We start from the raw sequence: 25,523 nt of genomic DNA, 5'->3' as shown, positions 1-25,523 counted from the left end.
GCGTGTCGCTGACCCCGGCCGGGCAGCGCTACTACGAGAAGATCGCCAGCGCGCTGCAACAGATCGCCGATGCCGGCCACGAGCTGACCCCGGGCGGGACGGCGCGCTGGCTGAAGATCATGGTGGTGCCGGCCTTCGCCAAGCGCTGGCTGATGCCGCGCCTGGAGGCCCTGCTGGAACAGCGACCGGGGCTGAAGATCGCCATCGAGCCCAACCCCACCTTCGAGGCGGTGGACGGCCAGCGGGCGGACCTGGGCATCGCCTACGGCCTGCCCGGGCAATACGGCCGCCGCACGATCACCCTGTTGCACCCCAACGTGTTCCCGGTCTGCTCGCCCGCGTACCTGGCTGCCCATGGCCCGCTGGCGGGCCCGAAAGAGCTGGCCACGCACAAGCTGATCCACGTCGACGACGGCGAGTGGTGGAACGCCTGGCTCGCGGCACTGGGCTGCCCGCTGCGGGTCAGCTCCGAGGTGCTCTACATCAGCAACGACCATGCCCTGAGCATGGCGGAGAAGGGCCACGGCATCGCCCTGGCCAACGAGGTGCTGGTGCACCAGGAGCTGGCCGCCGGCAGCCTGGTGCGGGCGCTGCCGTTGCAGGCGCCGCTGGAGCGCTACCAGGCGCTGCTGCCGCCCGGGCCGCACAGCACGGATGTGGAGTGGTTCATCGACTGGCTGTCGGCGGAGCTGCGCCGGGAGTTCCCGGAGCTGGCCTGACGCCGGGCACGCCCGGCGTCGCGGGGCTCAGCGGGGCGCGTAGGCGAAGACGTCGGCGCGCATCTGGTGGGCATCCATGCCGGCTTCCACCAGGGCATCGAGGGTGGCGTAGACCATCGCGGGCGAGCCGCTGGCGTAGACGTGCAACGGCTTGAGGTCGGGGAAGTCCTCGCGCACGGCCTCGTGCAGCAGGCCGTGGCGGCCGGGCCAGTCGCTGGGGTCGCTGACCACCCGGTGCAGGGTGAGGTTCGGCAGGCCCTGCCAGTCGTCCCAGTGCGCCAGCTCGTAGAAGTCCTCCGGCCGGCGCATGCCCCAGTACAGGTGCACGGGGTGGGCGAACCCGGCGGCACGGCAATGCTCGATCAGGCTCTGCATCTGGCCCATGCCGGTGCCGGCGGCGATCAGCACCAGGGGGCCGTCGGGCAGCTCGGCCAGGTGGGTGTCGCCAAAGGGCAGGCGGACCCGCGCCAGGCCGTCGCGCTGCAGTTGCTGCAGGAGGGCGGCGGCGCTGGGCTCACGGCCGAGGACGTGCAGTTCGAGTTCACGCCCGGCGCTGGGGGCGGAGGCGATGGAGAAGGCGGACGCTTCGCCATCGTCCCGCTCGATCAGCAGGTACTGCCCGGCGTGGTAGCGCGGCGGCTTGCCGGCCGGGGCACGCAGGCCGACCCGCCAGACGTCCCCGCCGACCGGGGTGCAGGCGGTGAGCTGGCAGCTCAGGCTGCGCACCGGCAGTTCGCCGGGGGCGAGCACGCCGTCCCAGTGCAGGACGCAGTCTTCCAGGGGTTCGGCGAGGCAGGTGAACAGCTCGCCATGGTTCAGCTCGCGGCCGCCCTGGCGCACCCGGCCTTCCACCAGCAGGGCGGCACAGATGTGGCAATTGCCGTTGCGGCAGCTCTGCGGGCAGTCGTAGCCCAGGCGCCGGGCGGCGGCGAGGATGTTTTCCCCGGGGGCGGTTTGCAGGACCGCTCCGGAGGGCTGCAAGGTCACTCTCAAGAGGTGTTCTCTTTGTTATGGCGGGCGTTCAGGGGCGCCCTGGCCCCTGTGCTCAATCTATACCCAGGCTGGACCACATCTCGTCCACGCGACGGGTTACCGCCTCGTCCTTGACGATGGCGCGACCCCACTCGCGGGTGGTCTCGCCCGGCCACTTGTGGGTGGCATCCAGGCCCATCTTGGAGCCGAGGCCGGAGATGGGCGAGGCGAAGTCCAGGTAGTCGATGGGGGTGTTGTCGATCATCACCGTGTCGCGCTTGGGGTCCATGCGGGTGGTGATGGCCCAGATCACGTCGTTCCAGTCGCGGGCGTTGATGTCGTCGTCGGTGACGATAACGAACTTGGTGTACATGAACTGTCGCAGGAACGACCAGACGCCGAGCATCACGCGCTTGGCGTGGCCGGGGTACTGCTTCTTCATGGTCACTACCGCCATGCGGTAGGAGCAGCCTTCGGGCGGCAGGTAGAAGTCGGTGATCTCGGGGAACTGCTTCTGCAGGATCGGCACGAAGACTTCGTTCAGCGCCACGCCGAGGATGGCCGGCTCGTCCGGCGGGCGGCCGGTGTAGGTGCTGTGGTAGATGGGCTTGCGGCGACGGGTGATGCGCTCGACGGTGAACACCGGGAAGGTGTCGACCTCGTTGTAGTAGCCGGTGTGGTCGCCGTAGGGGCCTTCCGGTGCCGTCTCGCCGGGATGGATCACGCCTTCCAGCACGATCTCGGCACTGGCCGGGACCTGCAGGTCGGAGCCGATGGCCTTGACCAGCTCGGTGCGGTGGCCGCGCAGCAGGCCGGCGAAGGCGTACTCGGAGAGGGTGTCCGGCACCGGGGTCACCGCGCCGAGGATGGTCGCCGGGTCGGCGCCGAGGGCTACGCAGACGGGGTAGGGCGTGTTCGGGTGCTTCTGGCACCACTCGCGGAAGTCCAGCGCGCCGCCACGGTGGCTGAGCCAGCGCATGATGACCTTGTTGCGGCCGATCACCTGCTGGCGGTAGATGCCGAGGTTCTGCCGCTCCTTGTTGGGGCCGCGGGTGATGGTCAGGCCCCAGGTGATCAGCGGTGCCACGTCGCCGGGCCAGCAGTGCTGGATCGGCAGCTTGCCGAGGTCGACGTCGTCGCCTTCTTCGATCACGTCATGGCAGGGGGCGTCCTTGAGGACCTTGGGCGCCATGCTGATGACCTTCTTGAAGATCGGCAGCTTGGACCAGGCGTCCTTGAGCCCCTTGGGCGGCTCGGGCTCCTTGAGGAAGGCCAGCAGCTTGCCGATCTCGCGCAGTTCGGAGACGTCGTCCGCGCCCATGCCGAGGGCCACGCGCCCGGGCGTGCCGAACAGGTTGCCGAGTACGGGGATGTCGTAGCCGGTGGGGTTCTCGAAGAGCAGCGCCGGGCCTTGCTTGCGTAGGGTGCGGTCGCAGATTTCGGTCATTTCCAGGATCGGCGAGACCGGGGCGGTGACGCGCTTGAGCTCGCCACGCTGTTCCAGGCCGCTGATGAATTCGCGCAGGTCGCGATACTGCATGCGTGAGCCTCTCGGGGCGTGCAGGTCGGGGCGCAGAGTTTAGCGCCGATGGGGGCCTTCCAGAAGGACGAATGAACACCCGGAAACGCGAAGGCCGGGTTTCCCCGGCCTTCGTGGCACCACGACCTGTTACTTGCTGCGCTTCATGGACATGAAGAACTCGTCGTTGGTCTTGGTGTCCTTGAGCTTGTCGAGCAGGAACTCGATGGCGGCGATCTCGTCCATCGGGTGCAGCAGCTTGCGCAGGATCCACATGCGCTGCAGTTCGTCCTCGGCGGTCAGCAGCTCCTCGCGGCGGGTACCGGACTTGTTGATGTTGATGGCGGGGAACACGCGCTTCTCGGCGATGCGGCGGTCCAGCGGCAGTTCCATGTTGCCGGTGCCCTTGAACTCTTCGTAGATCACCTCGTCCATCTTCGAGCCGGTCTCGACCAGCGCGGTGGCGATGATGGTCAGCGAACCGCCTTCCTCGATGTTACGGGCGGCACCGAAGAAGCGCTTGGGCTTCTCCAGGGCATGGGCGTCGACACCACCGGTGAGCACCTTGCCGGAGCTGGGGATCACGGTGTTGTAGGCACGCGCCAGGCGGGTGATGGAGTCCAGCAGGATGACCACGTCCTTCTTGTGCTCGACCAGGCGCTTGGCCTTCTCGATCACCATCTCGGCGACCTGCACGTGGCGGGTCGGCGGCTCGTCGAAGGTGGAGGCGACCACTTCGCCGCGCACGGTGCGCTGCATCTCGGTCACTTCTTCCGGGCGCTCGTCGATCAGCAGGACGATCAGGTGGCACTCGGGGTTGTTGCGGGTGATGTTGGCCGCGATGTTCTGCAGCATGATCGTCTTGCCCGCTTTCGGCGGGGCGACGATCAGGCCGCGCTGGCCCTTGCCGATCGGGGCGCAGAGATCGATCACGCGGCCGGTGAGGTCTTCGGTGGAGCCGTTGCCGGCTTCCATCTTCAGGCGCTCGTTGGGGAACAGGGGCGTGAGGTTCTCGAACAGGATCTTGTTCTTGGCGTTTTCCGGGCGGTCGAAGTTGATCGAGTCCACCTTCAGCAGCGCGAAGTAGCGCTCGCCCTCTTTCGGCGGGCGGATCTTGCCGATGATGGTGTCGCCGGTACGCAGGTTGAAGCGGCGGATCTGGCTGGGCGAGACGTAGATGTCGTCAGGGCCGGCCAGGTAGGAGGAGTCGGCGGAGCGGAGGAAGCCGAAACCGTCCTGCAGAATCTCCAGCACGCCGTCGCCCGAAATTTCTTCGCCGCTCTTCGAGTGCTTTTTCAGCAGGGCGAAGATCACATCCTGCTTGCGCGAACGGGCCATGTTCTCGAGGCCCATCTGTTCGGCCATTTCCAGCAGTTCGGCAATCGGCTTTTGCTTGAGTTCGGTCAGATTCATAGGAATGACGTAGATGAGAAATGAGGGAAGGAAAGCTTGTGAGCTTGAGAGGCCGCGCCGAAGGAGGCGACAGATCGCTGCGCGTGATTCGAGTTGGAATGCGTCGACGGCGGCTTGCAGAGGGCAGCGGAATGACGCTGCGGGCCCGAATTTAACACCGGGTTTCGGGTGAGTCCAGTACTGCGCCGACAAAAAACCCCGCATCGAGCGGGGTTTTTACGGAGATTCCCGGAGGGAAAATCAGATGTTGGCGTCCAGGAAGGCAGCCAGCTGGGACTTGGACAGGGCGCCGACCTTGGTGGCCTCGACGTTGCCGTTCTTGAACAGCATCAGGGTCGGGATGCCACGCACGCCGTACTTCGGCGGGGTGTCCTGGTTCTCGTCGATGTTCAGCTTGCAGACCTTCAGCTTGCCTTGGTAGTCCTTGGCGATCTCGTCCAGGACGGGGGCGATCATCTTGCACGGACCGCACCATTCGGCCCAGTAGTCGACCAGCACCGCGCCCTCGGCGCTCAGTACGTCCTGCTCGAAGCTGGCGTCGGTGACGTGGGAGATGAGTTCGCTCATGGATGTTCTCCGGATTCGGAAGCGGAAATAGGCGGCCATCATAGCCCGCCTCGGGCGTGACCGAAAGCCGCGGCCGATTGAGTGTGCCTATGGGCTCGCTGGCGAAAGTTGATCGATAGCGGATCACGAAGAGCCACGCGGCAATCGGTCGCGCGGGTCACAGGTCCGGCCGGGCAGCGGGATGGCGCGCCGGCCGATCAGCGGAGACGGCCTGTGGGGAAGGCGCGCGTTGGCGTGTCACCGTGATCGTGGCAGGATGGCGCGGTTAAGAAACGAGACACCGGACCATGCCCTCGACCCGACGCCCCGCCAACCTGTCCCTGATCGCCGCCATCGACCTCGGCTCCAACAGCTTCCATATGGTGCTGGCCAAGGTCGACCACGGTGAGATCCGCATCCTCGAGCGCCTGGGGGACAAGGTGCAACTGGCCGCTGGCCTGGACGAAGAGCGCGTGCTCAGCGAAGAGGCCATGCAACGCGGCCTCGACTGCCTGCGGCGCTTCGCCCAGATGACCAACAGCCTGCCGGAAGGTGCCGTGCGCGTGGTGGGCACCAACGCCCTGCGCGAGGCCCGCAACCGCAGCGAATTCATCCGCCGCGCCGAAGCCATCCTCGGCCACCCGGTGGAGGTCATCTCCGGCCGCGAGGAAGCCCGCCTCATCTACCTGGGCGTGTCCCACAGCATCGCCGACACCCCCGGCAAGCGCCTGGTGGCGGACATCGGCGGTGGCAGCACCGAGTTCATCATCGGCCAGCGCTTCGAATCGCAGCTGCGCGAGAGCCTGCAGATGGGCTGCGTCAGCTTCACCCAGCGCTATTTCCGTGACGGCAAGATCACCCCGGCGCGCTACGCCCAGGCCTACACCGCCGCCCGCCTGGAGCTGATGGGCATCGAATACAGCCTGCGCCGCCTCGGCTGGCAGCAGGCGGTGGGCGCCTCCGGCACCATCCGCGCCGTGGGGCTGGCGATCCAGGCCGCCGGCCTGGGCAATGGCGAGATCAACCCGGAAGGCATCGCCTGGCTCAAGCGCAAGCTGTTCAAGCTGGGCGAGGTGGAGAAGATCGACCTCGACGGCATCAAGCCCGACCGGCGCGCCATCTTCCCGGCCGGCCTGGCGATCCTCGAAGCCATCTTCGAGGCCCTCGAACTCAAGCACATGACCCACTCCGAAGGCGCCCTGCGCGAAGGCGTGCTCTACGACCTGCTCGGTCGCCACCACCACGAGGACGTGCGCGAGCGCACCCTGAGCGCGCTGATGGAGCGCTGCCACGTGGACCTGGAGCAGGCGGCACGGGTCGAGGCCAAAGCCCTGGAAGCCCTGGAGCAGGTGGCCGGCGACTGGCAGCTGGACGACGAGTGGCACCGCGACCTGCTGGTGTGGGGCGCGCGCGTCCACGAGATCGGCATGGACATCGCCCACTACCAGTACCACAAGCACGGCGCCTACCTGATCGAGCACTCGGACCTGCCGGGCTTCTCCCGCCAGGACCAGCAGATGCTGGCGCTGCTGGTACGCGGCCACCGGCGCAACATCCCCAAGGACAAGTTCGCCGAGTTCGGCGACGAGGGCGAGAAGCTGATCCGCCTCTGCGTGCTGCTGCGCTTCGCCATCCTCTTCCACCACATCCGTACCAACCAGGAGACGCCCCAGGTCCGCCTGAAGGTGGGCCCGCAGAGCCTGGACGTGCAGTTCCCGGAAAACTGGCTGGCGGCCAACCCGCTGACCCAGGCGGACTTCGAGCAGGAAGCCACCTGGCTCAAGCGCATCGACTTCACCTTCAGCGTGCGCTGACCGGGGCGATTCGCCAGGCAAGAAAAACGGGGCCCAAAGGCCCCGTTTTCATGTCCGCGCTCAGCGCGCGCTGATCGGCGGGTTGAGCAGTTTATCCAGCAGGATGGCCTGCGCGTTGCGCGGGTTCTGGTTGCCGCTGGGGCTGTTGCGCAGGTAGCGGCCATCGGGCTGCAAGGCCCAGCTGTGGGTGTTGTCGGCCAGGTAGGTCTCCAGCTCCTTCTTCACCCGGGTGATGAGCTTCTTGCCTTCCACCGGGAAGCAGGTCTCCACCCGCATGTCGAGGTTGCGCTCCATCCAGTCGGCACTGGAGAGGTAGAGCTTCTCGTCGCCATCGTTGAGGAAGTAGTAGATCCGGCTGTGCTCGAGGAAGCGGCCGATGATCGAGCGCACCTGGATGTTGTGGGACACCCCCGGGATACCCGGGCGCAGGCAGCACATGCCACGCACCACCAGGTCGATCTTCACGCCGCTCTGGCTGGCCTTGTAGAGGGCGCGGATCACCTTCGGGTCGGTCAGCGCGTTGACCTTCACCATGATGTGCGCCGGCTTGCCCTCGCTGGCGTGCTGGGCCTCGCGGGCGATCATGTCGAGGATGGTCTTCTTCAGCGTGAAGGGCGCATGCAACAGCTTCTTCATGCGCAGGGTCTTGCCCATGCCGATGAGCTGGTTGAACAGCTTGTGCAGGTCCTCGCCGAGGGCCTCGTCCGCCGTCAGCAGGCTGTAGTCGGTGTACAGGCGCGCGTTGCCGGCGTGGTAGTTGCCGGTGCCCAGGTGGGCGTAACGGCGCAGCTCACCGCCTTCGCGACGCAGGATGAGCATCATCTTGGCGTGGGTCTTGAAGCCCACCACGCCGTAGATGACCACGGCGCCGGCCTGCTGCAGGCGGCTGGCCAGCTGCAGGTTGGACTCCTCGTCGAAGCGCGCGCGCAGCTCGATCACCGCCGTCACTTCCTTGCCGTTGCGCGCCGCCTCCACCAGGGAGTCGACGATCTCGGAGTTGGCACCGGCACGGTACAGGGTCTGCTTGATGGCGAGGACGTTGGGATCCTTGGCCGCCTGGCGCAGGAAGTCGATCACCGGGGTGAAGGACTCGAAGGGGTGCAGCAGCAGGATGTCCTGCTTGCCCACCACGTTGAACAGGTTCTCGGCCTTCTGCAGCAGCTTGGGGATCACCGGCGTGAAGCTCGGGTGCTGCAGCTCGGGGTGGCTGTCCAGCCCAGTGATGCTGAACAGGCGGGTCAGGTTCACCGGCCCGTTGACCTGGTACAGCTCGCCCTCGGAGAGGCCGAACTGCTTGAGCAGGTAGTCGGACAGGTGCTTCGGACAGGTGTCCGCCACCTCCAGGCGCACCGCATCGCCATAGCGACGGGAGAACAGCTCGCCGCGCAGCGCGCGGGCCAGGTCGTCCACGTCCTCGGTGTCCACCGCGAGGTCGGCGTTACGGGTCAGGCGGAACTGGTAGCAGCCCTTCACCTTCATGCCGGGGAACAGGTCGTCGGCGTGGGCGTGGATCATCGAGGAGAGGAACACGAAGTTGTCCCCCGGCCCGCTGATCTCCTCCGGCACGCGGATCACCCGTGGCAGCAGGCGCGGCGCCGGGATGATCGCCAGGCCGGAATCACGACCGAAGGCATCGACGCCCTCCAGCTCGACGATGAAGTTGAGGCTCTTGTTCACCAGCAGCGGGAAGGGGTGCGTCGGGTCGAGGCCGATGGGGCTGATGATCGGCGCGATCTCGTCGCGGAAGTAGCGGCGCACCCAGGTCTTGAGCTTGGGCGTCCAGTAGCGGCGGCGGATGAAGTTGACCTGGTGCTTGGCCAGCTCCGGCAGCAGCACGTCGTTGAGGATGCTGTACTGCCGCCCCACCTGCTCGTGCACCAGCTCGCTGATGCGGGCCAGCGCCTGGTGCGGCAGCAGGCCGTCGGCACCGGCCTGTTCACGGGCGAAATTGATCTGCTTCTTCAGGCCGGCGACGCGGATCTCGAAGAACTCGTCGAGGTTGCTGGAGAAGATCAGCAGGAACTTGAGGCGCTCGAGCAGGGGGTAGGTCTCGTCGAGCGCCTGCTCCAGGACACGGATGTTGAACTGCAGCTGCGACAGCTCCCGATGGATGTACAGGCTGCTGTCATCCAGGCCCGGGATCGGCGCGGGAGGCGGGGGCGCCTCCACGGGAGCCGGTGCGGGAACCTGGGCCTCCACCACCGGCTGCTCCGGGGCGGTCTGGGTGTCGGGGGTTGCGGCTGTATTCAATCCGTCGGTGTTCATTCAAGTTCCTGCTGGGGAGTCAGGCTCCCTTCTTGAGCATTTCTGCGGCACGCACCGCGAAGTAGGTAAGAATGCCATCGGCGCCGGCGCGTTTGAATGCGGTCAGCGATTCGAGAATCACCGATTCGCTCAGCCAGCCGTTCTGGATGGCCGCCATGTGCATGGCGTACTCGCCGCTGACCTGGTAGGCGAAGGTCGGCACGCGGAAGGCCTCCTTCACGCGCCAGACGATGTCCAGGTAGGGCATGCCCGGCTTGACCATGACCATGTCGGCACCTTCGGCGAGGTCCGCTGCCACTTCGTGCAGGGCTTCATCACCGTTGGCCGGGTCCATCTGGTAGCTGGCCTTGTTGGCCTTGCCCAGGTTGGCCGCCGAACCCACCGCGTCACGGAAGGGGCCGTAGTAGGCGCTGGCGTACTTGGCCGAGTAGGCCATGATCCGCACGTTGGGGAAGTCGGCCAGCTCCAGGGCCTCGCGGATGGCCTGGATGCGGCCGTCCATCATGTCGGAAGGGGCCACCACCTGGGCACCCGCCTCCGCATGGGAGAGGGCCTGCTTGACCAGTGCGTCCACGGTGATGTCGTTCTGGACGTAGCCGTCCTCGTCGAGGATGCCGTCCTGGCCGTGGGTGGTGAACGGGTCCAGGGCCACGTCGCTGATCACCCCCAGCTCCGGGAAGCGGGCACGCAGGGCGCGGATGGCGCGCTGGGCGATGCCGTCCGGGTTCCAGGCTTCGGCACCGTCGAGGGACTTCTTCTCCAGCGGGGTCACCGGGAACAGCGCCAGCGCCGGGATCCCCAGGGCCACCCAATGCTCGGCCGCGTCCAGCAGCAGGTCGATGGACAGGCGCTCCACGCCCGGCATCGAGGGCACGGCTTCGCGGCGGTTTTCGCCATCGAGCACGAACACCGGCAGGATCAGGTCATCGACGGTCAGGGTGTTCTCGCGCACCAGGCGGCGGGAGAAGTCATCACGGCGGTTGCGGCGCAGGCGGGTAGCAGGGAACAGGCGGTTGGCGGGGGTAAAGCTCACGGCATACTCCAGGGTCCGGGGGCGGACACAGTGCGACATTTTAAGCGGGCAATTATGACCGAATGGTAACAATGCATGACAGCGACCCTTGGTCGCGTCGACAGGCGCAAAACCCGACCGCGCAAGCCCCGACGGGTTCACAAGCCGACCATCGGCTGGCCACTGGCCAACCCGGGGAGCTTTCCCCGCGACGGCATCCCGGTTAGGCTGCGCGTTCATTTTTGCCGCGCTGCCTGATGATGCTGCAACAATTCCTCCAGGATTTCGGGTACTTCGCCCTCTTCCTCGGTACCTTCTTTGAGGGCGAGACCATTCTCGTCCTGGCCGGATTCCTCGCGTTCCGCGGCTACATGGACATCAACGTGGTCGTCGCCACCGCCTTCTGCGGCAGCTACGCCGGTGACCAGCTGTGGTACTACCTGGGCCGCCACAAGGGCCGCCAGATCCTCTCCCGCCGGCCGCGCTGGCAGGCCATGGGCGACAAGGCGCTGGACCACATCCGCCGCCACCCGGACATCTGGGTACTGAGCTTCCGCTTCGTCTACGGCCTGCGCACCGTGATGCCGGTGGCCATCGGCCTGTCCGGCTACCCGCCGCTGCGCTACCTCATCCTCAACGGCATCGGTGCCATCGTCTGGGCCCTGGCCCTGGGCTTTGCCGCCTACCACTTCGGCGCCGTGCTCGAAGGCATGCTCGGTAACCTCAAGCGCTACGAGCTGATGGTGCTGGGCGGCCTGGTGCTGATCGGCCTGGCGCTCTGGCTGCGCCGTCGCATCCGCAACAGCCGCGCCATCCGTGAGGAACGCCGCCGGGAAAGCAGCGAGGAAAGCTGACTCAGGCCGTCACCGGCCGGGCCATGCGCAGCCCGGCCAGCAGCCCCAGGCTGACCACCAGGTACAGCCCCAGGCCCACCCCGACCGGCATCGTCACCACACCCAGCCCCACCGACCCAGCCGCCCCGGCAAGCACCCCGCAGGACGCCAGCCGCGCCAGCTCCAGCCCCATCGCCCAGGGCCGGTTCTCCAGCCAGGCACCGATGGCGAACAGGCCGAACGCCAGCCAGCCCCCGCCCAGCAGCAGTGCCGGCAGCCCCATCCCGTCCCCTTTTGCCAACAGGTAGCTGCCCCCCAGCAGGTACAGCGTGAACTGCAGCGCCGCGTAGGCGGTGCGGGCCGGCGGCAACGGCACCTCGTACTTGCGGAAGCGGGCCAGGTCCGGCTTGGCCAGCGGGTAGCGCTCGGCCACGTCCGCCGGCCGCCAGCCGGTGCGCATGAACCAGATGCGCAGCCGGTCCCACCAGGAGCGTGCGCGCGCCGCGTCCTGCCACAGCTGGACGTAGAACTGCAGGTTGGCCCACAGCGGGTTCCAGCTGGCCAGCGGCGTGGTCACCCCGAACACCACCGGCTCCTCGTCCAGCTCCTCCTGGAAGGTGCCGAACAGCCGGTCCCAGAGGATGAACACGCCACCGTAGTTGCGATCCATGTACACCGGGTTCTGCGCGTGGTGCACCCGGTGGTTGGACGGGGTAATGAACACCCACTCCAGCGGCCCCAGCTTCGGCACATGGCGGGTGTGCACCCAGAACTGGTAGAGCAGGTTCATCGCCGCCACCGTCAGGAACACCAGCGGCGGGATGCCGGCCAAAGCCATCGGCAGGTAGAAGATCCAGCCGAAGATGAAGCCGGTGCTGGTCTGCCGCAGCGCCGTGGACAGGTTGTACTCCTCGCTCTGGTGGTGCACCGAATGCGCCGCCCAGAGCACGTTGCGCTCATGGCCCAGGCGGTGGTTCCAGTAGTAGCAGAAGTCGTAGAAGACGAAGGCCGCCACCCAGGTCCAGGGGCTGGCCGGGTCCGGCGCCAGCAGCCCCAGGTGCTGCCAGGCGAGGGTGTAGGTGAGCACGCCCACCGTCTTGGTGAGCAGCCCGCAGGTGGTGGACAGCACCCCCGCGCTGAGGCTGTTGATCGCATCGGCGGTGCGGTAGGTGCGCACGCCACGCCAGCGATCGGCGAGCAGTTCGAGGCCGATCAGCAGGAAGAACACGGGAACCGCGTAGAGGACGTAATTCATGGGAAGGCCGTATCGTTCGGACGTTGCAGGGGCTAGGATTGCCAGCCTCGATGCTACGCCCGAGCGGCCCGCCGCCCCTGGCGCGGCATGACAGCCCGACCGGCATATGACGACAGATGCGTACACCTCTCAGACGACTGCTCTCGCTCCTCCTGCTGGCCACTGCCAGCGCCGCCCTGCTGGGCCTCTACCCCTATCGCCAGGCCTTGCTGCCGGTGGCGGACGACCTGCCCACCGCGCGCCAGCGCCTGGCCGACCACCTGAGCCTGTACACCCCCGCCGGTGACGGCCCGTTCCCCACGGTGCTGGTGTTCCACGGTTGCAGCGGGCAGAGCCCCGGCTTCGTCGACAACGTGCGTGACTGGCTGCTGCCCCAGGGCTATGCCCTGCTGTTCGTCGACAGCTTCGGCGCCCGCGACATCCGCGACTGGCACCCGGTCTGCGACGGCAAGCGCCTGTGGGGCAACGAGCGCGCCCTGGATGTCTATGCCGCCCTCGACCTGGCCCGTGCGATGCCCAAGGTAGACCGCCAGCGCCTGGCCCTGCTGGGCTACTCCCATGGCGGCTGGACCGTCCTCGACGCGCTCGCCTACGACGGCGCTGCCGGCCACGGCTTCCCTGCTGCCGGAGACGGCGCGCTCGACGGCGTGCGCGGCGCCATCGCCTTCTACCCCTACTGCGGTTTCCCCGCCCACCTGCGCCAGGGCGTGGCCCGTAGCGCCCCCGTGCTGATGTTCCTCGGCACGGCGGATCGAATCACCGACCCGCGCCAGTGTCTATCGGCCATGGAGGGGCTTTCGCCGGAGCGGCTGCAGGTGGTGCAGTACGCCGGGGCCGGCCATGTGTTCGACCAGCGCAGTGACCTGAATACCTACCAACCCGGGCTGGCCGAGGATGCCCATCGGCAAGCCCAGGCCTTCCTCCAGGAAACCCTGGGGGCAGCCCCGTGAAAAGGAGAGAACCATGAACAAGCACGTTGCCGTCATCCTGTCCGGCTGCGGTGTCTACGACGGCGCCGAGATCCACGAGAGCGTCATCACCCTGCTGCGCCTGGACCAGCGCGGGGCCAAGGTGCAGTGCTTCGCCCCCAACGTCGCCCAGCACCACGTGCTCAACCACCTCACCGGCGAGGAAATGCCCGAAAGCCGCAACGTGCTCACCGAGTCCGCGCGGATCGCCCGTGGCGCCGTGAAGGACGTGCGCGAGCTGAAGGCCGAGGACTTCGACGCGCTGATCATCCCCGGAGGCTTCGGTGCCGCGAAGAACCTCAGCGACTTCGCCTTCAACGGCCCTGCCTGCCAGGTCCAGCCGGACGTGCTCGCCGCCGCCCAGGCCTTCGCCCAGGCCGGCAAGCCCGTTGGCCTGATCTGCATCGCGCCGCACCTGGCGGCGAAGATCTACGGCGAGGGCGTCGCCTGCACCATCGGCAACGACGCCGACACCGCCAAGGCCCTGGAAAGCATGGGCGCCCAGCACGTCGAATGCGCCGTCGGCGACATCGTCGAGGACGAAGGGCGCAAGCTGGTGAGCACCCCGGCCTACATGCTGGCGCAGTCCATCAGCGAAGCCGCCTCCGGCATCTACAAGCTGGTGGACCGGGTGCTGGAACTGACCCACGCCTGACCCGCGCCTGACCCGTGAGGAGCGGCCGCCCGGCCGCCCCTCCAGGCCGATCCGGCCATTCCCTCCGCTGCACGGGCCAGCCCCCTTGTCCGAGCACCCACGGCTGCGGCAGCGTCGAATCCCTGCCTTTCGTGCCCAGGTGCGCCATGCCCGACAACACCTTCATCCTCACCCCGGAGCTGCAGGACGCGGTGCGCCAGTTCTTCGAGCGCATCCCCTTCAACCAGTCCCTCGGCATCCAGCTGGACGAGCTGTCCGCCGAGCGGGTGACCATGCACCTGCCGATGAAGCCCGAGCTGATCGGCAACTTCGTCCACGGCATCCTCCACGGCGGCGTGATCGCCTCGCTGCTGGACGTGACCGGCGGCGCCATGGCGCTGATCGGCGCCTTTCAGCGGCACCAGCACCTGTCCACCGGCGAACGCATGGCGCGGCTCTCGAAGCTCGGCACCATCGACCTGCGCATCGACTACCTGCGCCCCGGGCGCGGCGCGCGGTTCACCGCCACGGCGGTGCCGCTGCGCGCGGGCAACAAGGTGGCGGTGGTGCGTTCGGAACTGCATGCCGACGACGGCACGCTGGTGGCGGTGGGGACGGCTACCTACCTCTGCGGCTGATCAGCCCCGGCTGAGACGTGTCAACAGGCGGTCCAGCGCATTGGCGAAGGCCTGGCGCTCGCGCTCGCCATAGGGGGCCTGGCCGCCGCCCATCTGGCCCTGGTCGCGCAGGTCGGTCATCAGGTTGCGCACCGCCAGGCGCTCGCCCATGTTGCGCTCGTCGAACTCGCGGCCCCGAGGGTCGAGGGCCGCCACGCCCTTCTTGATCAGCCGGTCGGCCAGCGGCACATCGCTGCAGATCACCAGGTCGCCCGGCTCGGCCTGCTCCACCAGGTGATCGTCCGCCGCATCCGGCCCGCTGGGCACCACCACCAGGCGCACGCAGGCGAAGGCCGGCTTGACCTGGCTCTGGCCGGCCACCAGCACCACCTCGAAGTGGCGCTTGAGGGCGAACTTGATGACCTGGTCCTTGGCTGCCCGGGGGCAGGCATCGGCATCGATCCACACACGCATGGGCGTCTCCTGCAGGGAAATGGGCGCGCAGTATGCCAGCGGACGGGCTCCGACGCCGACGGGAGACGAATCGTACGCGGCTTCGTTGCCATCGGGGCGCCATCACCGCACGGCCTTTTCGCATATACTGCGCCGGCTCGTCCCGACACCGTGACGAAGCCCCCTCGCGTGGGGATTGGCAGGACGCCGCCGTACAGCCAGTGCACGCCTGGATCAGCCCTCACCGGCTGGCAGTATCAAGGATTGGAAGAGGCCGTCATGCTCCCCCGTGCACTCACCGCCCTCGCGGTCTGCATCCCCCTCGCGCTCAGCGGCTGCACTGCCTTTCGCAGCTACCAGAGCGAACTCACCGAAACCAGCCAGTACCTCGCCAGCGGCAACGTCGACGGCGCCATCGGCCTGCTCGAAGCCAACAACGACGGCGAGGACAAGGACCTGCTGTATTACCTGGAGAAGGGCGAACTGCTGCGCTCCCGGGGCGACTTTGCCGGCAGCCAGGCCGCCTGGCGCCAGGCCGACCAGCAGGTGTACCGGTGGGAGGAGGCGGTCAAGGCCGACCCGGGCCGCTACCTGGCCGAGTTCAGCGCCTACCTGATCAACGACAAGATGCGCCGCTACGAGGGCTACGACTACGAGAAGGTCATGCTGACCACGCAAATGGCCCTCAACGACCTGGCCCTCGACGACTTCGACAGCGCCCGCACCGAGATCAAGAAGACCCACGAACGCGAGGCGCTGATCGCCGAACTGCGCGACAAGGAATACCTCGAGCGCGAGGAAGAGGCCGAGCGCCAGGGCGTCACCACCGAACTGAAGGACCTCAACGGCTACCCGGTGGGCGCCCTCAACGCCCCCGAGGTGCTGGGGCTGAAGAACAGCTACCAGAGCGCCTTCAGCCACTACCTCGCCGGCTTCGTCTACGAAGCCCTCGGCGAGCGCGGCCTGGCCGCCCCCGGCTACCGCAAGGCCGCCGAACTGCGCCCGGAGACGCCGCTGCTGGAACAGGCCCTGCTGGACCTCGACTCACCGCCACCGGAGGCGGACGAAAGCGAGGTGCTGGTGGTGATCCAGAGTGGCTTCGCCCCGGCCCGTGACTCGGTGCGCATCCCCCTGCCGCTGCCCCTGGATTCGGGCCTGGTGGTCAGCACCGTGTCCTTCCCGGTACTGCGGGACGACAACACCACCCGCCCGCCTTCCGACCTGCTGATCGACGGCGAGGCCGCCGAGCTCACCGAGCTGGGCAGCATCCGCGCCATGTCCTACCGCGCCCTGCTGGACGACATGCCCGGGATCATCCTGCGCACCACCGTGCGCGCCGTCTCCCGTGGGGTGGCACAGAAGCAGCTGAACGACAACGGCAACCCCTGGGCGAGCCTCGCCGTGGGCCTGATGTCGACCCTCACCGAAGGCGCCGACGAACGCACCTGGCGCACCCTGCCCAACAGCATCCGCGTCGCCCGCCTGCGCCTGAGCCGGGGCGAGCACCGCCTCACCCTGCCCACCGCCCACGGGCTCGCCGAGCTGGATCTGAAGGTGGAACGGCCCTACCAGGTCATCCCCGTCCGCGTGGTGGCCGGCCAGGTCTTCGCCCACGGCGCCGCCACCCGAACCCCAACGCCCGGCGTGCCCGCCGTGGCCAGCACCCACACGCCCTGAGGACACACATGCGCACCTTACTGATCGCCGGGCTCACCCTGGCCCTGTTCACCGGCTGCAGCCACGAAACCGCCTCCAGCAAGCTGGCCCCCATGGGCGAGGTGGAGGACATCGAGGTCGACACCATGCGCGTCGCCCGCGAGAACGGTTTCCTCACCGTCAAGGTGAAGCTGGTCAACACCCACAAGCAGAACCGCACCCTCTACTACCGCTTCGCCTGGCTGGACAAGGACGGCTTCCCGGTCGCCGGCGAGGAAGCCTGGAAGGCCCTGCCCCTCTACGGCTCGCAGACCACCTACCTGCCCGCCATCGCGCCGGTGCCCCAGGCCACCGACTTCCGCCTGGAAATGAACACCCCTGACTGACCCTGAACCCGACCGTCAAGCGAGAGCCCCCATGCGCCTTTTCCGCACCACCTGCATCGCCGCCTTTGTCATCGCCGTTTCCGGCTGCGCCTCCAAGCCCTCGCCGGTGCTCGGCGGCGGCAACATCAGCTACGGTGACAGCAAGGCCGTCGAGCTGATCACCAACGAATTCGGCTCCACCGACCTGCAGATGATCGCCGAGTCCATGACCCGTTCCCTGGCCCAGTCCGGCGTGCTGCGCGGCCGCCCGGTGATCCAGGTCTACGACGTGAAGAACAAGACCAGCGAATACATCGACACCCGCGAGATCACCACCAGCATCAAGACCCAGCTGCTGAAGTCCGGCACCGCCCGCTTCGCCAGCGACAACACCGACATGCAGAGCCAGGTGGACCAGCTCAAGCTGCAGAACCAGAGCGGCCTGTACAAGAACTCCACCGTCGCCAAGACCGGCAACATGGTCGCCGCCAAGTACCGTCTCGAAGGCTCCATCAGCTCCATCGTCAAGCGCAGCAGCGACTACAAGGACGTGTTCTACAAGTTCAGCCTGCAGCTGATCGACGTGGAAAGCGGCCTGGCTGAGTGGATGGACGAGAAGGAAATCCGCAAGACCACGGAGCGCTGACCCATGCGAGCACTGATCGGCCTGTTGGCCGCGGCCCTGGCCTTCGCCAGCCAGGCCGCACCCAAGGTGGCGGTGGCGGACCTGGCCTACGAGCAGCAGGTGAGCCAGTACTTCCGCACCGTCGACTCCAAGGACAACGCCCAGTACGGCCCCTACACCGGGCATTCCTCCAGCAGCTACCACGAGGAAGAGGGCAACTACAGCTACGTCGAGCGCGGCGAGCTGCGCAAGTTCTCCGGGGACATCCGTGGCGAGATCATCAAGCGCGGGCGCTTCCAGCTCGTCCAGGCCCGCCCCTTCAGCGGCGACCCGGAAAGCCAGGCGATCTACGACGTGATCCAGCGTATCCGTGACGGGCAGTTCCCCGGTGCCGACTACGTGCTGTTCGGCACCGTGTCGGATGCGGACTTCCGCCAGGACACCAACGCCCTGGACAACACCGACAGCTACTCCAGCGTGCTGGGCCTGACCCTGGTGGCGGACTTCAGCCTGATCGACACCAAGACCTTCCAGGTGTCCTCGGCCTTCACCGCCATGGGCGAAGCCCAGGACGTGAAGCTGGTGAACGGCCGTGATGCACGCATCAGCCACAACCGTGGCCGCGTGGTGCGCGAGGTGTCGCGCTCGCTGGGCGAAGACGTCGCCCGGCAGATGGAAGAGCAGCTGGGCGGTGGCACCACCACCTTCGACGTCCAGCCCATGCAGCCGGCGCTGCCGCCGGACGAGCCGGCGCGCATCCTGCGCTGACCCGGCGCGACGGGCGGCCCACAGGGGTCGCCCGTCCGACTCCCTCAGACCCGGTAGAACGCCTGGCAGCACTCGCGCAGGGCGTTGGAGAGGCTGTCGTCCTCCAGTTCGATCAGGTCCAGTTCCAGCTCATCCGGCAGCATCTGCGCCACCAGCGTCGCCAGGCGCCGACGGCCGCCCAGGTCGGAGCCCGTCACGCCCAGCAGCAGGCGCGGCTCGGGGCCGATGGCGGGGTCGCGCAGGGCGGCCAGGTAGGCCTCGGTCAAGCCCATGTCACGGCAGGCGGCATGCAGCGCACGCTCCAGCGGCGGGTGGCTGACGGGGGCGATGGCGAGGTCGGGGGAGTCGCCGTAGACCCCGGCGTGGGTATGGGATGGCGGCATGCCGGTGCTCCGCAAAAGAAGACCGGCAGCCTATTGACCGGGCGCCGCGCTGTCGCGGCGCCGGGTCACGCTTGGGGCATCGACTGCATCACGCCGGGGCGCGGCGTACGGTGGCCAGCAGGGCGGCAGCGCCGACGAACAGCGCAGCGAAGGTGCGGTTCATGGTGCGCTGCTGGGCCGGGGAGCGCAGCAGGCGCAGCACCTTGGCAGCCAGGCCGGTGTAGCCGGCCATGACGATCAGGTCGACGGTGATCATGGTCGCGCCCATCACCAGATACTGCGGCAGCAGCGGGGCGTGGGGATCGATGAACTGCGGCAGCACGGCGAGCATGAAGACGATCGCTTTGGGGTTGCTCACGTTCACCAGGAAGCCGCGCAGCACCATGGTCAGCGGCCGCCCGAGAGGACGCTCGCCGGCACCGGCGTCGAGGTCACTGGGCAGCGCGCGCCACTGACGGTAGGCCAGGTAGGCGAGGTAGGCCACGCCGAACCACTTGATCAGGCCGAAGGCCATGGCCGAGGTGGCGAGGATGGCGCCCACGCCGGCAGCGACGATGGCGATCTGCAGCGCCAGGCCCAGTTGCAGGCCGATGGCGTTCCAGTAGCCACGCAGGAAGCCGTATTGCAGGCCGGAGGACATGGACGCGATGGCGCCCGCGCCAGGGGACAGGCTGATCACCCAGCAGGCGACCAGAAATGCGAGCCAGGTGTGCAGAGCCATGGCAGGACCTCGGGAATTTCAGGGTTGGGGTCAGGCAGCCTACTCCGCAGCGGGTTCGCTGCACAGCCCCCGGCCGGCGCTCAGCGCCAGCGGCGCACGGCCTTCTGGAAGAACAGGCTGTTGGGCACCTGGATCAGCGCGCCAGCGGCCCCTTCGGTGACGTCCTGCAGAGTGGTGTAGAAGAGGTTGATGGCCACCACGCGGCCCTTCACACCGGGCTTGTCGGCGCTATCCACCACCTCCACCGTGTCGCCCAGGCGGAACGGCCCGAGGGAGAAGATCAGCACCGCGCAGAACATGTTGGAGAGGACGCTCCAGATGGCGAAGAACGCCACCGCTGCCACGGCGGTGAAGCCGGTGATGGCCGTCCACAGCACCTCGGCCGACACCCCCAGGCGCTCCAGCACCAACATGAAGGCGCTGCCCAGGATCATCCAGCGCAGCAGGCCGCGCAGCGGCAGCAGCAACTCCTGGGGCAGCTGCGGGTAGCGATTGCCCAGGCGGGTGATGCCCCGCGTCACCAGGCGCTGGACCAGCCAGGCGAGGAACAGGATGAGCAGCACCTGGGCGCTGCGGATCAGCGGCTCGCTCCAGGCGGCCAGCAGGTCGAGCTCGTCCATCAGTCGGCGGCCTCCAGTTGGGCCTGCAGCGACTCGAGGTGCTCCAGGGCTTCCAGCCACTGTTCTTCCAGCTCGGCCTCGCGGGCCTTCAGGCGGGCCTGTTCGGCCAGGGCCTCACGCAGCTCGTCCTTGCGCGCCGATTCGTAGAGGCCGGCGTCGCCCAGGCGGGTTTCCACCTCGGCCAGTTGCTCGTGGACCTTGCCCAGATCCTTCTCCAGCTTCTCGGCCTGCTTCTTGAACGGCGCCAGTTGCTGACGCAGGGCGGCGGCGGCCTGGCGCTGGGCGCGCTTGTCGGTGCCGGCGCCATTGGGGGCCGAGGGAGCGCTGCTGGCCGGCGCCTGGCGGGCACGGTAGTCGACCAGCCAGCGGGCGTAGTCGTCGAGGTCGCCATCGAAGGGCTGGATGCGGCCGTCGGCCACCAGCAGGAACTCGTCAGTGGTGCTCTTGAGCAGATGGCGATCGTGGGAGACCACCAGCACCGCGCCGGCGAACTCCTGCAGGGCCATGGTCAGCGCCAGGCGCATCTCCAGGTCCAGGTGGTTGGTGGGTTCGTCGAGCAGCAGCAGGTTGGGTTTCTGCCAGGCGATCAGCGCCAGGGCCAGGCGCGCCTTCTCGCCACCGGAGAAGTTCAGCACCGGCTCGTCGCAGCGGTCGCCGCGGAAGTCGAAGCCGCCGAGGAAATCGCGCAGGGTCTGCTCGCGCTCGGCCGGGGCGATGCGCTGCAGGTGCAGCAACGGGCTGGCCTTGGGATCGAGGGAGTCCAGCTGGTGCTGGGCGAAGTAGCCGATGGCGAGGTTCTCGCCCCGGGCCAGGCGTCCGGCGACAGGCGCCAGCTCACCGGAAAGGGTCTTGATCAGGGTGGACTTGCCCGCGCCATTGGGGCCGAGCAGGCCGATGCGCGCGCCGGGAACGAGCTGCAGCTTGACCTGCTGCAGCACCACCTTGTCGCCGTAGCCAAGCTGGCCTTCGGACACGTCCAGCAGTGGGCTGGAGATCTTGTCTGCCTCGCGGAAGACGAAATCGAAGGGCGAATCGACGTGGGCAGGCGCCAGTTCCTCCAGGCGCTCCAGGGCCTTGATCCGGCTCTGCGCCTGGCGGGCCTTGGTGGCCTGGGCCTTGAAGCGGGCGATGTACTTCTCCATGTGCGCACGCTGGGCCTGCTGCTTCTCGTAGGCCTGTTGCTGCTGCGCCAGGCGCTCGGCGCGGGTGCGCTCGAAGGCCGAGTAGCCGCCGCGGTAGAGGGTCAGCTTCTGCTGCTCCAGGTGGGCGACGTTGTCCACCACGGCATCAAGGAAGTCGCGGTCGTGGGAGATCAGCAGCAGGGTGCCGGGGTAGCCCTTGAGCCACTCCTCCAGCCAGAGGATGGCGTCGAGGTCCAGGTGGTTGGTGGGCTCGTCGAGCAACAGCAGCTCAGACGGGCACATCAGCGCCTGGGCCAGGTTCAGGCGCATCCGCCAGCCACCGGAGAAGTCGCCGACGCGGCGGTCCATCTGCTCGGCAGTGAAGCCCAGGCCGGCCAGCAGCTTGCGGGCGCGGGCATCGGCGGTGTAGCCGTCGGCGCTGTCCAGCTCGATGTGCAGGCGGGCGATTGCGGTGCCGTCATGGCCGGCCTCGGCGGCGGCCAGTTCGGCCTGCACGCGGCGCAGGTGCACGTCGCCGTCGAGGACGTAGTCCACCGCCAGGCGGTCGAGGGTGTCCACCTCCTGGCGCATGTGGGCGATGCGCCAGTCGGCCGGCACGAAGCAATCGCCGGCGTCGGGGCCGAGCTCGCCGCGCAGCAGGGCGAAGAGGCTGGATTTACCGGCACCGTTGGCGCCGATGAGGCCGACCTTCTGGCCGGTGTGCAGGGTCAGTTCGGCGCCTTCGAGCAGGCGCTGGGGACCGCGCTGTAGAGTGAGGTTCTGGAGTCGGATCATAATGGCGGCGGAGTTTATCAGCTTCATTCCGCCACCGCCCGGTACACGCCATGCCCCCCGATCTATGGAATTTCGCCCTGCAACTCTACGCCCGGCCCGGCGTCGAGGCGGCCTGCCTGGCGCTTCAGGAAGAGGGCGCGGACGTCTGCCTGTTGCTGGCAGCCCGTTGGCTGGAGACGCGCGGCGTCACCTGCACGCCCGAGCGCTGCGACGCCCTGCGCAATCTGGCGGAACCCTGGCAGCGAGACGTGGTGATGCCCCTGCGTCGCCTGCGCCAGGACTGGCGAGACGGTGCGCAACAGGATGGGGAACGGGCGGCCCTGCGGCAGCGGTTGAAGGACCTGGAGCTGGACGCGGAGCGGGCATTGCTGGCGCGCCTGGAGCAGGCTGCCGCGCATTGGCCGGTAGGCCAGGACGAGCAGGACGGTTGGCTGGAGGCCTTGGCGGGGGATGCCGGGAAGGCCTGCGACGCGCTGGATCGACTGCGCGCCGCAGGCCGGACGCCTTAGGCGGACGGCGTCGCCGGAGCGGCGGACTCGGGGGTCGCAGCAGGAGCAGCCGGAGCCGCGGCGGGTGCAGCCGGCGTGGCCGGCTTGGCCGCAGGAGCCTTGGCTACAGCCTTGGGCTTGGCAGCGGGTTTGGCGGCCGGCTTGGCGGCGGGTTTCGCAGCAGCAGGCTTGGCCGCAGCGGGCTTGGCAGCAGCGGGCTTGGCAGCAGCCGGTTTCGCGGCGGTTGCCTTGGCCGGGGCCTTGGCGGCCGGTGCTTTGGCTGCCGCTGGTTTGGCAGCTGCTGCAGCCGGCTTGGCCGGGGCGGCCTTGCTGGCAGCCGGTTTGGCAGCGGCAGGCTTGCTGGCCGGTTTGGCGGCCGGTTTGCTCGCAGCCTTGGCCGGCGCCTTCGCGGCAGGCTTGGCAGCGGGTTTCGCGGCGGCCTTGCTGGCGGCGGGTTTGGCCGCGGCCGGCTTCGCGGCCTTGGCGGGCACGGCCTTGCTCACGGCGGGCTTGGCAGCCGGTTTGGCGGCGGCAGGTTTGGCTGCAGCCTTGGTGGCCGGCTTGGCCTTGGCTTCACGGGCGGCGAGGGCCTTGTTGGCGGCTTCCTTCACCTTGCCGACGCCCTGGGCCAGCTTGAGGCTTTCCTGGGCATCACGCTTGAGCTCGATGATGTAGGCACGGGTCTCGGCCTGGCGGGCCTTGAGGGCTTCGAGCAGCTCCTCCAGCTCGGCGATGGCGTCCTTCGCCTTGGCCTGGGCCTTGGCCTTGCCGGCCTTGGCGGCGTCCTGCAGCTTGGTGCGGGCGCCGTGGAGTTTCTCCTGGGCCTTGCCGCGCTGCTTCTCCAGTTTGGTCAGCAGTTTCTCGGCATCGACCAACGCCTGGCTGCAGGCGTTCTCGAGGTGTTCGATCAGGCTGTGGGACAGTTGCTGGAGCAGGTGCAGCGGGGTGCTAACGGGCTTCTTCTTGGCCGACATGGCGCGCCTCCGGGCGGTCGATGGTGCGGCCCATACTAGACCCCGATTCAACGCGTCGCTAGCTCCCTGCCGCGCACCGGTTCACGGCGCTGGCATAATCGCAGCCCCTGCCTTCCGGAGTGTTTTCCATGCGCCGTCTCGCCCTGTTGCCCCTGTGCCTGCTGCTGGGTGCCGCGCATGCGGCGGACGACCAGAAGGACCTCGCCTACAGCATGGGCGCGAAGATCGGCGAGCGTCTGCGCGCCGAGGCGCCGGGGCTGCCGCTGGACGAGCTGCTGCGCGGGCTTTCGCGGACCTACAAGGGCGAGAAACCCGAGCTGGACCCGGCACGCATGGAGAAGCTCCTGGAACACCACGAAGCGAGCCTGGAGCAGGCGGGCTCGAGTACGAAGCGGGCGCAGACGGCAGAGAAGTATTTCCTGGCCCTGGAGCGGGGCAAGTACGGCGTGAAGGAGTTGCCCGGCGGCATCCTGGTGACCGAGCTGCGCCACGGCAGCGGCCCGAAGCCTTCGGCCAACGGCCAGGTGCGGGTGGCCTATCGCGGCCAGCTGGCCGATGGCAGCGTGTTCGACGAGAGCAGCACGCCGCAGTGGTTCCGCCTGGACAGCGTCATCGCGGGGTGGCGGGAAGCCCTGCAGCAGATGCCGGTGGGCGCACGCTGGCGGCTGGTGATTCCTTCGGAGAAGGCCTATGGAGCGGAGGGCGCCGGGGATGTGATCCCACCCCATGCGCCCCTGGTGTTCGAGCTGGAGCTGCTCGAAACGAAGTGATCAGGCGAGCTGGGTCGCCTGGTCCTGGTGGGCGGTGTGCAGCACCTCGATGAGGCAGTCCTCCAGGTCGAAGCGCTCGTGCAGCAGTTGCCCCAGGCGTTTCAGCTCGGTCTTGAAGCAGATCTCGCGGTTCTCGCTGCCGTCGCAGCAGTCGTTGAAGCCGAGCGCGGCCTCGGTGATGGCCTCGATGCGCGGGTAGATCTGCTTGGCCAGTTCCAGGCCGCGCTGATCTCCAAAGGCCCGCGCCTCATTCATCAGTTGCTCGTAGACCTCGAAGTGGCCGGCCGAGACGTAGTCCACCAGCACTTCGCAGAAGCCTTGCAGCGCCTCGGGCGATGGCACCTCGGGGCTGTGGTCCAGGCGGGTGAAGACGCCGATGAGTTCCTGGCGTTCCTGCAACCAGCGGTCGATCAACTGGTGTACGCCACCCCAGCGTTCCTGGGCGTTCTTGCAGCTCTCGAGCATGATGACCTCGCGTCCCTAACCATTGATGCTGTCGTCTGCGCCGAGACGGTTTTTTGTCGATCGGGGCATGTGAAGGGAGACGGGACATGGAAGCGGCAGCTTTCCGACGTCACGTGCGGGCCAGAGTATGCCGCTGCCGAAATGCCTTCAAGGCACCCGGCGGGAAAATTTCATACAGGCGTTTGATCGTCGGGCCGCGCCATATCTGGCCTGCTGGGGCCAGGCATGGCGGGAAGGGGAGTCAGGCGCGGCGCAGCAGCTGGTACAGCGAGAAGAGGATGCAACCGGCGAAGGCCAGCAGGCTCCACTCGGGGATGCTCATGCCGAACAGCGTCCAGGTGACCTCGGCGCAATCGGCGGTGCCATGGAGCATCAGCTTGACGATCTCCTGGAACGGCAGCGCCTCCATCATGAACTCCAGGCTCGGCAGGCAGGCCGGCAGCTGGTCGGCCGGAACACCCTGCAGCCAGACCTGGCGCCCTGCAGTGGCGGCACCACCGGCGGCGAACAGCAGCGCCAGCACCGAGTAGACGCGACGCCCCTTGACCTGCGGGTTGTGCAGCGCCGCCGCCAGGCAGGCGATGCCGAACAGGATGATGAAGATGCGCTGGACGATGCACAGCGGGCAGGGCTCCAGCCCCTCCACGTGCTCCAGGTAGAGGGCACCGGCCATCACGGCGACGCAGGCGAGGAAGGCGGCGAAGAAAAGCGGACGCGGGCTGGCCAGGCTCATGGCGGCTCCCAGGGAAATG

At 67.9% G+C, this 25,523-nt stretch carries 27 protein-coding genes; 12 read left to right on the top strand and 15 right to left on the bottom strand.

The features are described from left to right. The coding region (locus SZ55_RS02755) for a LysR substrate-binding domain-containing protein (protein ID WP_044400931.1) at nucleotides 1–719 on the top strand (719 nt) is incomplete at its 5' end. A gap of 27 nt (nucleotides 720–746) precedes the next feature. Here SZ55_RS02755 and SZ55_RS02750 read toward each other — a convergent pair. From SZ55_RS02750 to trxA, 4 genes are all read right to left on the bottom strand, one after another. Then, a complete protein-coding gene (locus SZ55_RS02750) occupies nucleotides 747–1,712 on the bottom strand; it encodes a CDP-6-deoxy-delta-3,4-glucoseen reductase (protein ID WP_044400928.1) in 966 nt (321 codons plus the stop codon). A 52-nt stretch (nucleotides 1,713–1,764) separates the two neighbouring features. After that, entirely contained in the window at nucleotides 1,765–3,231 is a 1,467-nt protein-coding gene (ubiD, locus tag SZ55_RS02745) for a 4-hydroxy-3-polyprenylbenzoate decarboxylase (RefSeq protein WP_044400925.1), read from the bottom strand. Between the two features lie 129 nt (nucleotides 3,232–3,360). Then, nucleotides 3,361–4,623, bottom strand: coding sequence for a transcription termination factor Rho (gene rho, locus SZ55_RS02740; RefSeq protein ID WP_044400922.1), 1,263 nt, complete (start codon nucleotides 4,621–4,623; stop codon nucleotides 3,361–3,363). A 240-nt stretch (nucleotides 4,624–4,863) separates the two neighbouring features. After that, on the bottom strand, nucleotides 4,864–5,190 hold the full coding sequence (gene trxA / locus SZ55_RS02735) for a thioredoxin TrxA (protein WP_044400919.1): 327 nt from the start codon (nucleotides 5,188–5,190) through the stop codon (nucleotides 4,864–4,866). 287 nt (nucleotides 5,191–5,477) lie between these two features. On the opposite strand from trxA, the gene ppx reads away from it, so the two are divergent. Further along, complete coding sequence (ppx, locus tag SZ55_RS02730; protein ID WP_044400917.1) at nucleotides 5,478–6,983, top strand: exopolyphosphatase; 1,506 nt, start codon at nucleotides 5,478–5,480, stop codon at nucleotides 6,981–6,983. Nucleotides 6,984–7,043: 60 nt separating this feature from the next. On the opposite strand, the gene ppk1 is transcribed toward ppx, so the two are convergent. Continuing rightward, nucleotides 7,044–9,248, bottom strand: coding sequence for a polyphosphate kinase 1 (ppk1, locus tag SZ55_RS02725; protein ID WP_044400914.1), 2,205 nt, complete (start codon nucleotides 9,246–9,248; stop codon nucleotides 7,044–7,046). 19 nt (nucleotides 9,249–9,267) lie between these two features. Then, the gene (hemB, locus tag SZ55_RS02720) at nucleotides 9,268–10,281 is read right to left on the bottom strand and encodes a porphobilinogen synthase (protein ID WP_044400911.1); all 1,014 of its coding nucleotides are present in this window, start codon (nucleotides 10,279–10,281) and stop codon (nucleotides 9,268–9,270) included. A gap of 236 nt (nucleotides 10,282–10,517) precedes the next feature. On the opposite strand from hemB, the gene SZ55_RS02715 reads away from it, so the two are divergent. Further along, the gene (locus SZ55_RS02715) at nucleotides 10,518–11,114 is read left to right on the top strand and encodes a DedA family protein (RefSeq protein WP_162484930.1); all 597 of its coding nucleotides are present in this window, start codon (nucleotides 10,518–10,520) and stop codon (nucleotides 11,112–11,114) included. Between the two features lies 1 nt (nucleotide 11,115). Here the strand turns inward: SZ55_RS02715 and SZ55_RS02710 are convergent, their stop codons facing one another. Beyond that, the gene (locus tag SZ55_RS02710) at nucleotides 11,116–12,348 is read right to left on the bottom strand and encodes a sterol desaturase family protein (protein ID WP_044400908.1); all 1,233 of its coding nucleotides are present in this window, start codon (nucleotides 12,346–12,348) and stop codon (nucleotides 11,116–11,118) included. 116 nt (nucleotides 12,349–12,464) lie between these two features. On the opposite strand from SZ55_RS02710, the gene SZ55_RS02705 reads away from it, so the two are divergent. The 3 genes from SZ55_RS02705 (at nucleotide 12,465) to SZ55_RS02695 (ending at nucleotide 14,588) form a co-directional block, all read left to right on the top strand. Continuing rightward, nucleotides 12,465–13,298: a dienelactone hydrolase family protein gene (locus SZ55_RS02705; protein WP_044400904.1), complete on the top strand. Its 834-nt coding sequence runs from the start codon at nucleotides 12,465–12,467 to the stop codon at nucleotides 13,296–13,298. Between the two features lie 13 nt (nucleotides 13,299–13,311). Beyond that, nucleotides 13,312–13,971: an isoprenoid biosynthesis glyoxalase ElbB gene (gene elbB / locus SZ55_RS02700; protein ID WP_044400901.1), complete on the top strand. Its 660-nt coding sequence runs from the start codon at nucleotides 13,312–13,314 to the stop codon at nucleotides 13,969–13,971. A 146-nt stretch (nucleotides 13,972–14,117) separates the two neighbouring features. Beyond that, nucleotides 14,118–14,588: a thioesterase family protein gene (locus SZ55_RS02695; protein ID WP_044400898.1), complete on the top strand. Its 471-nt coding sequence runs from the start codon at nucleotides 14,118–14,120 to the stop codon at nucleotides 14,586–14,588. Here the strand turns inward: SZ55_RS02695 and SZ55_RS02690 are convergent, their stop codons facing one another. Then, the gene (locus SZ55_RS02690; RefSeq protein WP_044400895.1) at nucleotides 14,589–15,041 is read right to left on the bottom strand and encodes a YaiI/YqxD family protein; all 453 of its coding nucleotides are present in this window, start codon (nucleotides 15,039–15,041) and stop codon (nucleotides 14,589–14,591) included. A gap of 258 nt (nucleotides 15,042–15,299) precedes the next feature. On the opposite strand from SZ55_RS02690, the gene SZ55_RS02685 reads away from it, so the two are divergent. From SZ55_RS02685 to SZ55_RS02670, 4 genes are read left to right on the top strand one after another with little or no spacing between them, the layout of a single operon-like run. After that, the gene (locus SZ55_RS02685; protein ID WP_044400892.1) at nucleotides 15,300–16,697 is read left to right on the top strand and encodes a COG3014 family protein; all 1,398 of its coding nucleotides are present in this window, start codon (nucleotides 15,300–15,302) and stop codon (nucleotides 16,695–16,697) included. A gap of 8 nt (nucleotides 16,698–16,705) precedes the next feature. Next, nucleotides 16,706–17,062, top strand: coding sequence for a YcfL family protein (locus SZ55_RS02680; protein WP_044400889.1), 357 nt, complete (start codon nucleotides 16,706–16,708; stop codon nucleotides 17,060–17,062). A gap of 31 nt (nucleotides 17,063–17,093) precedes the next feature. After that, entirely contained in the window at nucleotides 17,094–17,687 is a 594-nt protein-coding gene (lpoB, locus tag SZ55_RS02675; protein ID WP_044400886.1) for a penicillin-binding protein activator LpoB, read from the top strand. A gap of 3 nt (nucleotides 17,688–17,690) precedes the next feature. Beyond that, nucleotides 17,691–18,434 carry a hypothetical protein gene (locus tag SZ55_RS02670; protein WP_044400883.1) on the top strand — a complete coding sequence of 248 codons (744 nt, stop codon included), beginning with the start codon at nucleotides 17,691–17,693 and terminating at the stop codon, nucleotides 18,432–18,434. Between the two features lie 44 nt (nucleotides 18,435–18,478). Here the strand turns inward: SZ55_RS02670 and SZ55_RS02665 are convergent, their stop codons facing one another. From SZ55_RS02665 to SZ55_RS02650, 4 genes are all read right to left on the bottom strand, one after another. Further along, a complete protein-coding gene (locus SZ55_RS02665; RefSeq protein ID WP_044400880.1) occupies nucleotides 18,479–18,817 on the bottom strand; it encodes a hypothetical protein in 339 nt (112 codons plus the stop codon). 88 nt (nucleotides 18,818–18,905) lie between these two features. Beyond that, nucleotides 18,906–19,538, bottom strand: a complete 633-nt coding sequence (locus SZ55_RS02660) for a LysE family transporter (protein ID WP_044400877.1) — start codon at nucleotides 19,536–19,538, stop codon at nucleotides 18,906–18,908. An 80-nt stretch (nucleotides 19,539–19,618) separates the two neighbouring features. Further along, entirely contained in the window at nucleotides 19,619–20,158 is a 540-nt protein-coding gene (locus SZ55_RS02655) for a mechanosensitive ion channel family protein (protein ID WP_044400874.1), read from the bottom strand. Further along, a complete protein-coding gene (locus SZ55_RS02650; RefSeq protein WP_044400871.1) occupies nucleotides 20,158–22,074 on the bottom strand; it encodes an ATP-binding cassette domain-containing protein in 1,917 nt (638 codons plus the stop codon). The genes SZ55_RS02655 and SZ55_RS02650 overlap by 1 nt, the downstream gene beginning before the upstream one ends. 50 nt (nucleotides 22,075–22,124) lie before the next feature. On the opposite strand from SZ55_RS02650, the gene SZ55_RS02645 reads away from it, so the two are divergent. Then, complete coding sequence (locus SZ55_RS02645) at nucleotides 22,125–22,583, top strand: TIGR02444 family protein (protein ID WP_044400868.1); 459 nt, start codon at nucleotides 22,125–22,127, stop codon at nucleotides 22,581–22,583. Here SZ55_RS02645 and SZ55_RS02640 read toward each other — a convergent pair. Then, a complete protein-coding gene (locus tag SZ55_RS02640) occupies nucleotides 22,580–23,536 on the bottom strand; it encodes an AlgP family protein (protein WP_044400865.1) in 957 nt (318 codons plus the stop codon). The genes SZ55_RS02645 and SZ55_RS02640 overlap by 4 nt on opposite strands. Before the next feature lie 128 nt (nucleotides 23,537–23,664). Between SZ55_RS02640 and SZ55_RS02635 the strand changes: the two genes are divergently transcribed. Next, entirely contained in the window at nucleotides 23,665–24,306 is a 642-nt protein-coding gene (locus tag SZ55_RS02635) for an FKBP-type peptidyl-prolyl cis-trans isomerase (protein ID WP_044400863.1), read from the top strand. Here the strand turns inward: SZ55_RS02635 and SZ55_RS02630 are convergent, their stop codons facing one another. Together SZ55_RS02630 and SZ55_RS02625 are read right to left on the bottom strand one after the other, a co-directional pair. Continuing rightward, on the bottom strand, nucleotides 24,307–24,771 hold the full coding sequence (locus SZ55_RS02630; RefSeq protein ID WP_044400860.1) for an Rsd/AlgQ family anti-sigma factor: 465 nt from the start codon (nucleotides 24,769–24,771) through the stop codon (nucleotides 24,307–24,309). A 241-nt stretch (nucleotides 24,772–25,012) separates the two neighbouring features. After that, nucleotides 25,013–25,504, bottom strand: a complete 492-nt coding sequence (locus tag SZ55_RS02625; protein ID WP_044400857.1) for a disulfide bond formation protein B — start codon at nucleotides 25,502–25,504, stop codon at nucleotides 25,013–25,015. Between the last annotated feature and the right edge of the window lie 19 nt (nucleotides 25,505–25,523).

It is taken from the genome of Pseudomonas sp. FeS53a, assembly GCF_000931385.1.
GTDB classification, from domain to species: Bacteria; Pseudomonadota; Gammaproteobacteria; order Pseudomonadales; family Pseudomonadaceae; genus Metapseudomonas; species Metapseudomonas otitidis.
This window is presented reverse-complemented; position numbering and strand designations above follow the sequence as displayed.

Coding starts and splice junctions, on each gene's coding strand:
- ubiD (WP_044400925.1), bottom strand. CDS start 3,231: ATGCAGTATCGCGACCTGCGCGAATTCATCAGCGGCCTGGAACAGCGT.
- rho (WP_044400922.1), bottom strand. CDS start 4,623: ATGAATCTGACCGAACTCAAGCAAAAGCCGATTGCCGAACTGCTGGAA.
- trxA (WP_044400919.1), bottom strand. CDS start 5,190: ATGAGCGAACTCATCTCCCACGTCACCGACGCCAGCTTCGAGCAGGAC.
- ppx (WP_044400917.1), top strand. CDS start 5,478: ATGCCCTCGACCCGACGCCCCGCCAACCTGTCCCTGATCGCCGCCATC.
- ppk1 (WP_044400914.1), bottom strand. CDS start 9,248: ATGAACACCGACGGATTGAATACAGCCGCAACCCCCGACACCCAGACC.
- SZ55_RS02715 (WP_162484930.1), top strand. CDS start 10,518: ATGATGCTGCAACAATTCCTCCAGGATTTCGGGTACTTCGCCCTCTTC.
- SZ55_RS02710 (WP_044400908.1), bottom strand. CDS start 12,348: ATGAATTACGTCCTCTACGCGGTTCCCGTGTTCTTCCTGCTGATCGGC.
- SZ55_RS02705 (WP_044400904.1), top strand. CDS start 12,465: ATGCGTACACCTCTCAGACGACTGCTCTCGCTCCTCCTGCTGGCCACT.
- elbB (WP_044400901.1), top strand. CDS start 13,312: ATGAACAAGCACGTTGCCGTCATCCTGTCCGGCTGCGGTGTCTACGAC.
- SZ55_RS02695 (WP_044400898.1), top strand. CDS start 14,118: ATGCCCGACAACACCTTCATCCTCACCCCGGAGCTGCAGGACGCGGTG.
- SZ55_RS02690 (WP_044400895.1), bottom strand. CDS start 15,041: ATGCGTGTGTGGATCGATGCCGATGCCTGCCCCCGGGCAGCCAAGGAC.
- SZ55_RS02685 (WP_044400892.1), top strand. CDS start 15,300: ATGCTCCCCCGTGCACTCACCGCCCTCGCGGTCTGCATCCCCCTCGCG.
- SZ55_RS02680 (WP_044400889.1), top strand. CDS start 16,706: ATGCGCACCTTACTGATCGCCGGGCTCACCCTGGCCCTGTTCACCGGC.
- lpoB (WP_044400886.1), top strand. CDS start 17,094: ATGCGCCTTTTCCGCACCACCTGCATCGCCGCCTTTGTCATCGCCGTT.
- SZ55_RS02670 (WP_044400883.1), top strand. CDS start 17,691: ATGCGAGCACTGATCGGCCTGTTGGCCGCGGCCCTGGCCTTCGCCAGC.
- SZ55_RS02665 (WP_044400880.1), bottom strand. CDS start 18,817: ATGCCGCCATCCCATACCCACGCCGGGGTCTACGGCGACTCCCCCGAC.
- SZ55_RS02660 (WP_044400877.1), bottom strand. CDS start 19,538: ATGGCTCTGCACACCTGGCTCGCATTTCTGGTCGCCTGCTGGGTGATC.
- SZ55_RS02655 (WP_044400874.1), bottom strand. CDS start 20,158: ATGGACGAGCTCGACCTGCTGGCCGCCTGGAGCGAGCCGCTGATCCGC.
- SZ55_RS02650 (WP_044400871.1), bottom strand. CDS start 22,074: ATGATCCGACTCCAGAACCTCACTCTACAGCGCGGTCCCCAGCGCCTG.
- SZ55_RS02645 (WP_044400868.1), top strand. CDS start 22,125: ATGCCCCCCGATCTATGGAATTTCGCCCTGCAACTCTACGCCCGGCCC.
- SZ55_RS02640 (WP_044400865.1), bottom strand. CDS start 23,536: ATGTCGGCCAAGAAGAAGCCCGTTAGCACCCCGCTGCACCTGCTCCAG.
- SZ55_RS02635 (WP_044400863.1), top strand. CDS start 23,665: ATGCGCCGTCTCGCCCTGTTGCCCCTGTGCCTGCTGCTGGGTGCCGCG.
- SZ55_RS02630 (WP_044400860.1), bottom strand. CDS start 24,771: ATGCTCGAGAGCTGCAAGAACGCCCAGGAACGCTGGGGTGGCGTACAC.
- SZ55_RS02625 (WP_044400857.1), bottom strand. CDS start 25,504: ATGAGCCTGGCCAGCCCGCGTCCGCTTTTCTTCGCCGCCTTCCTCGCC.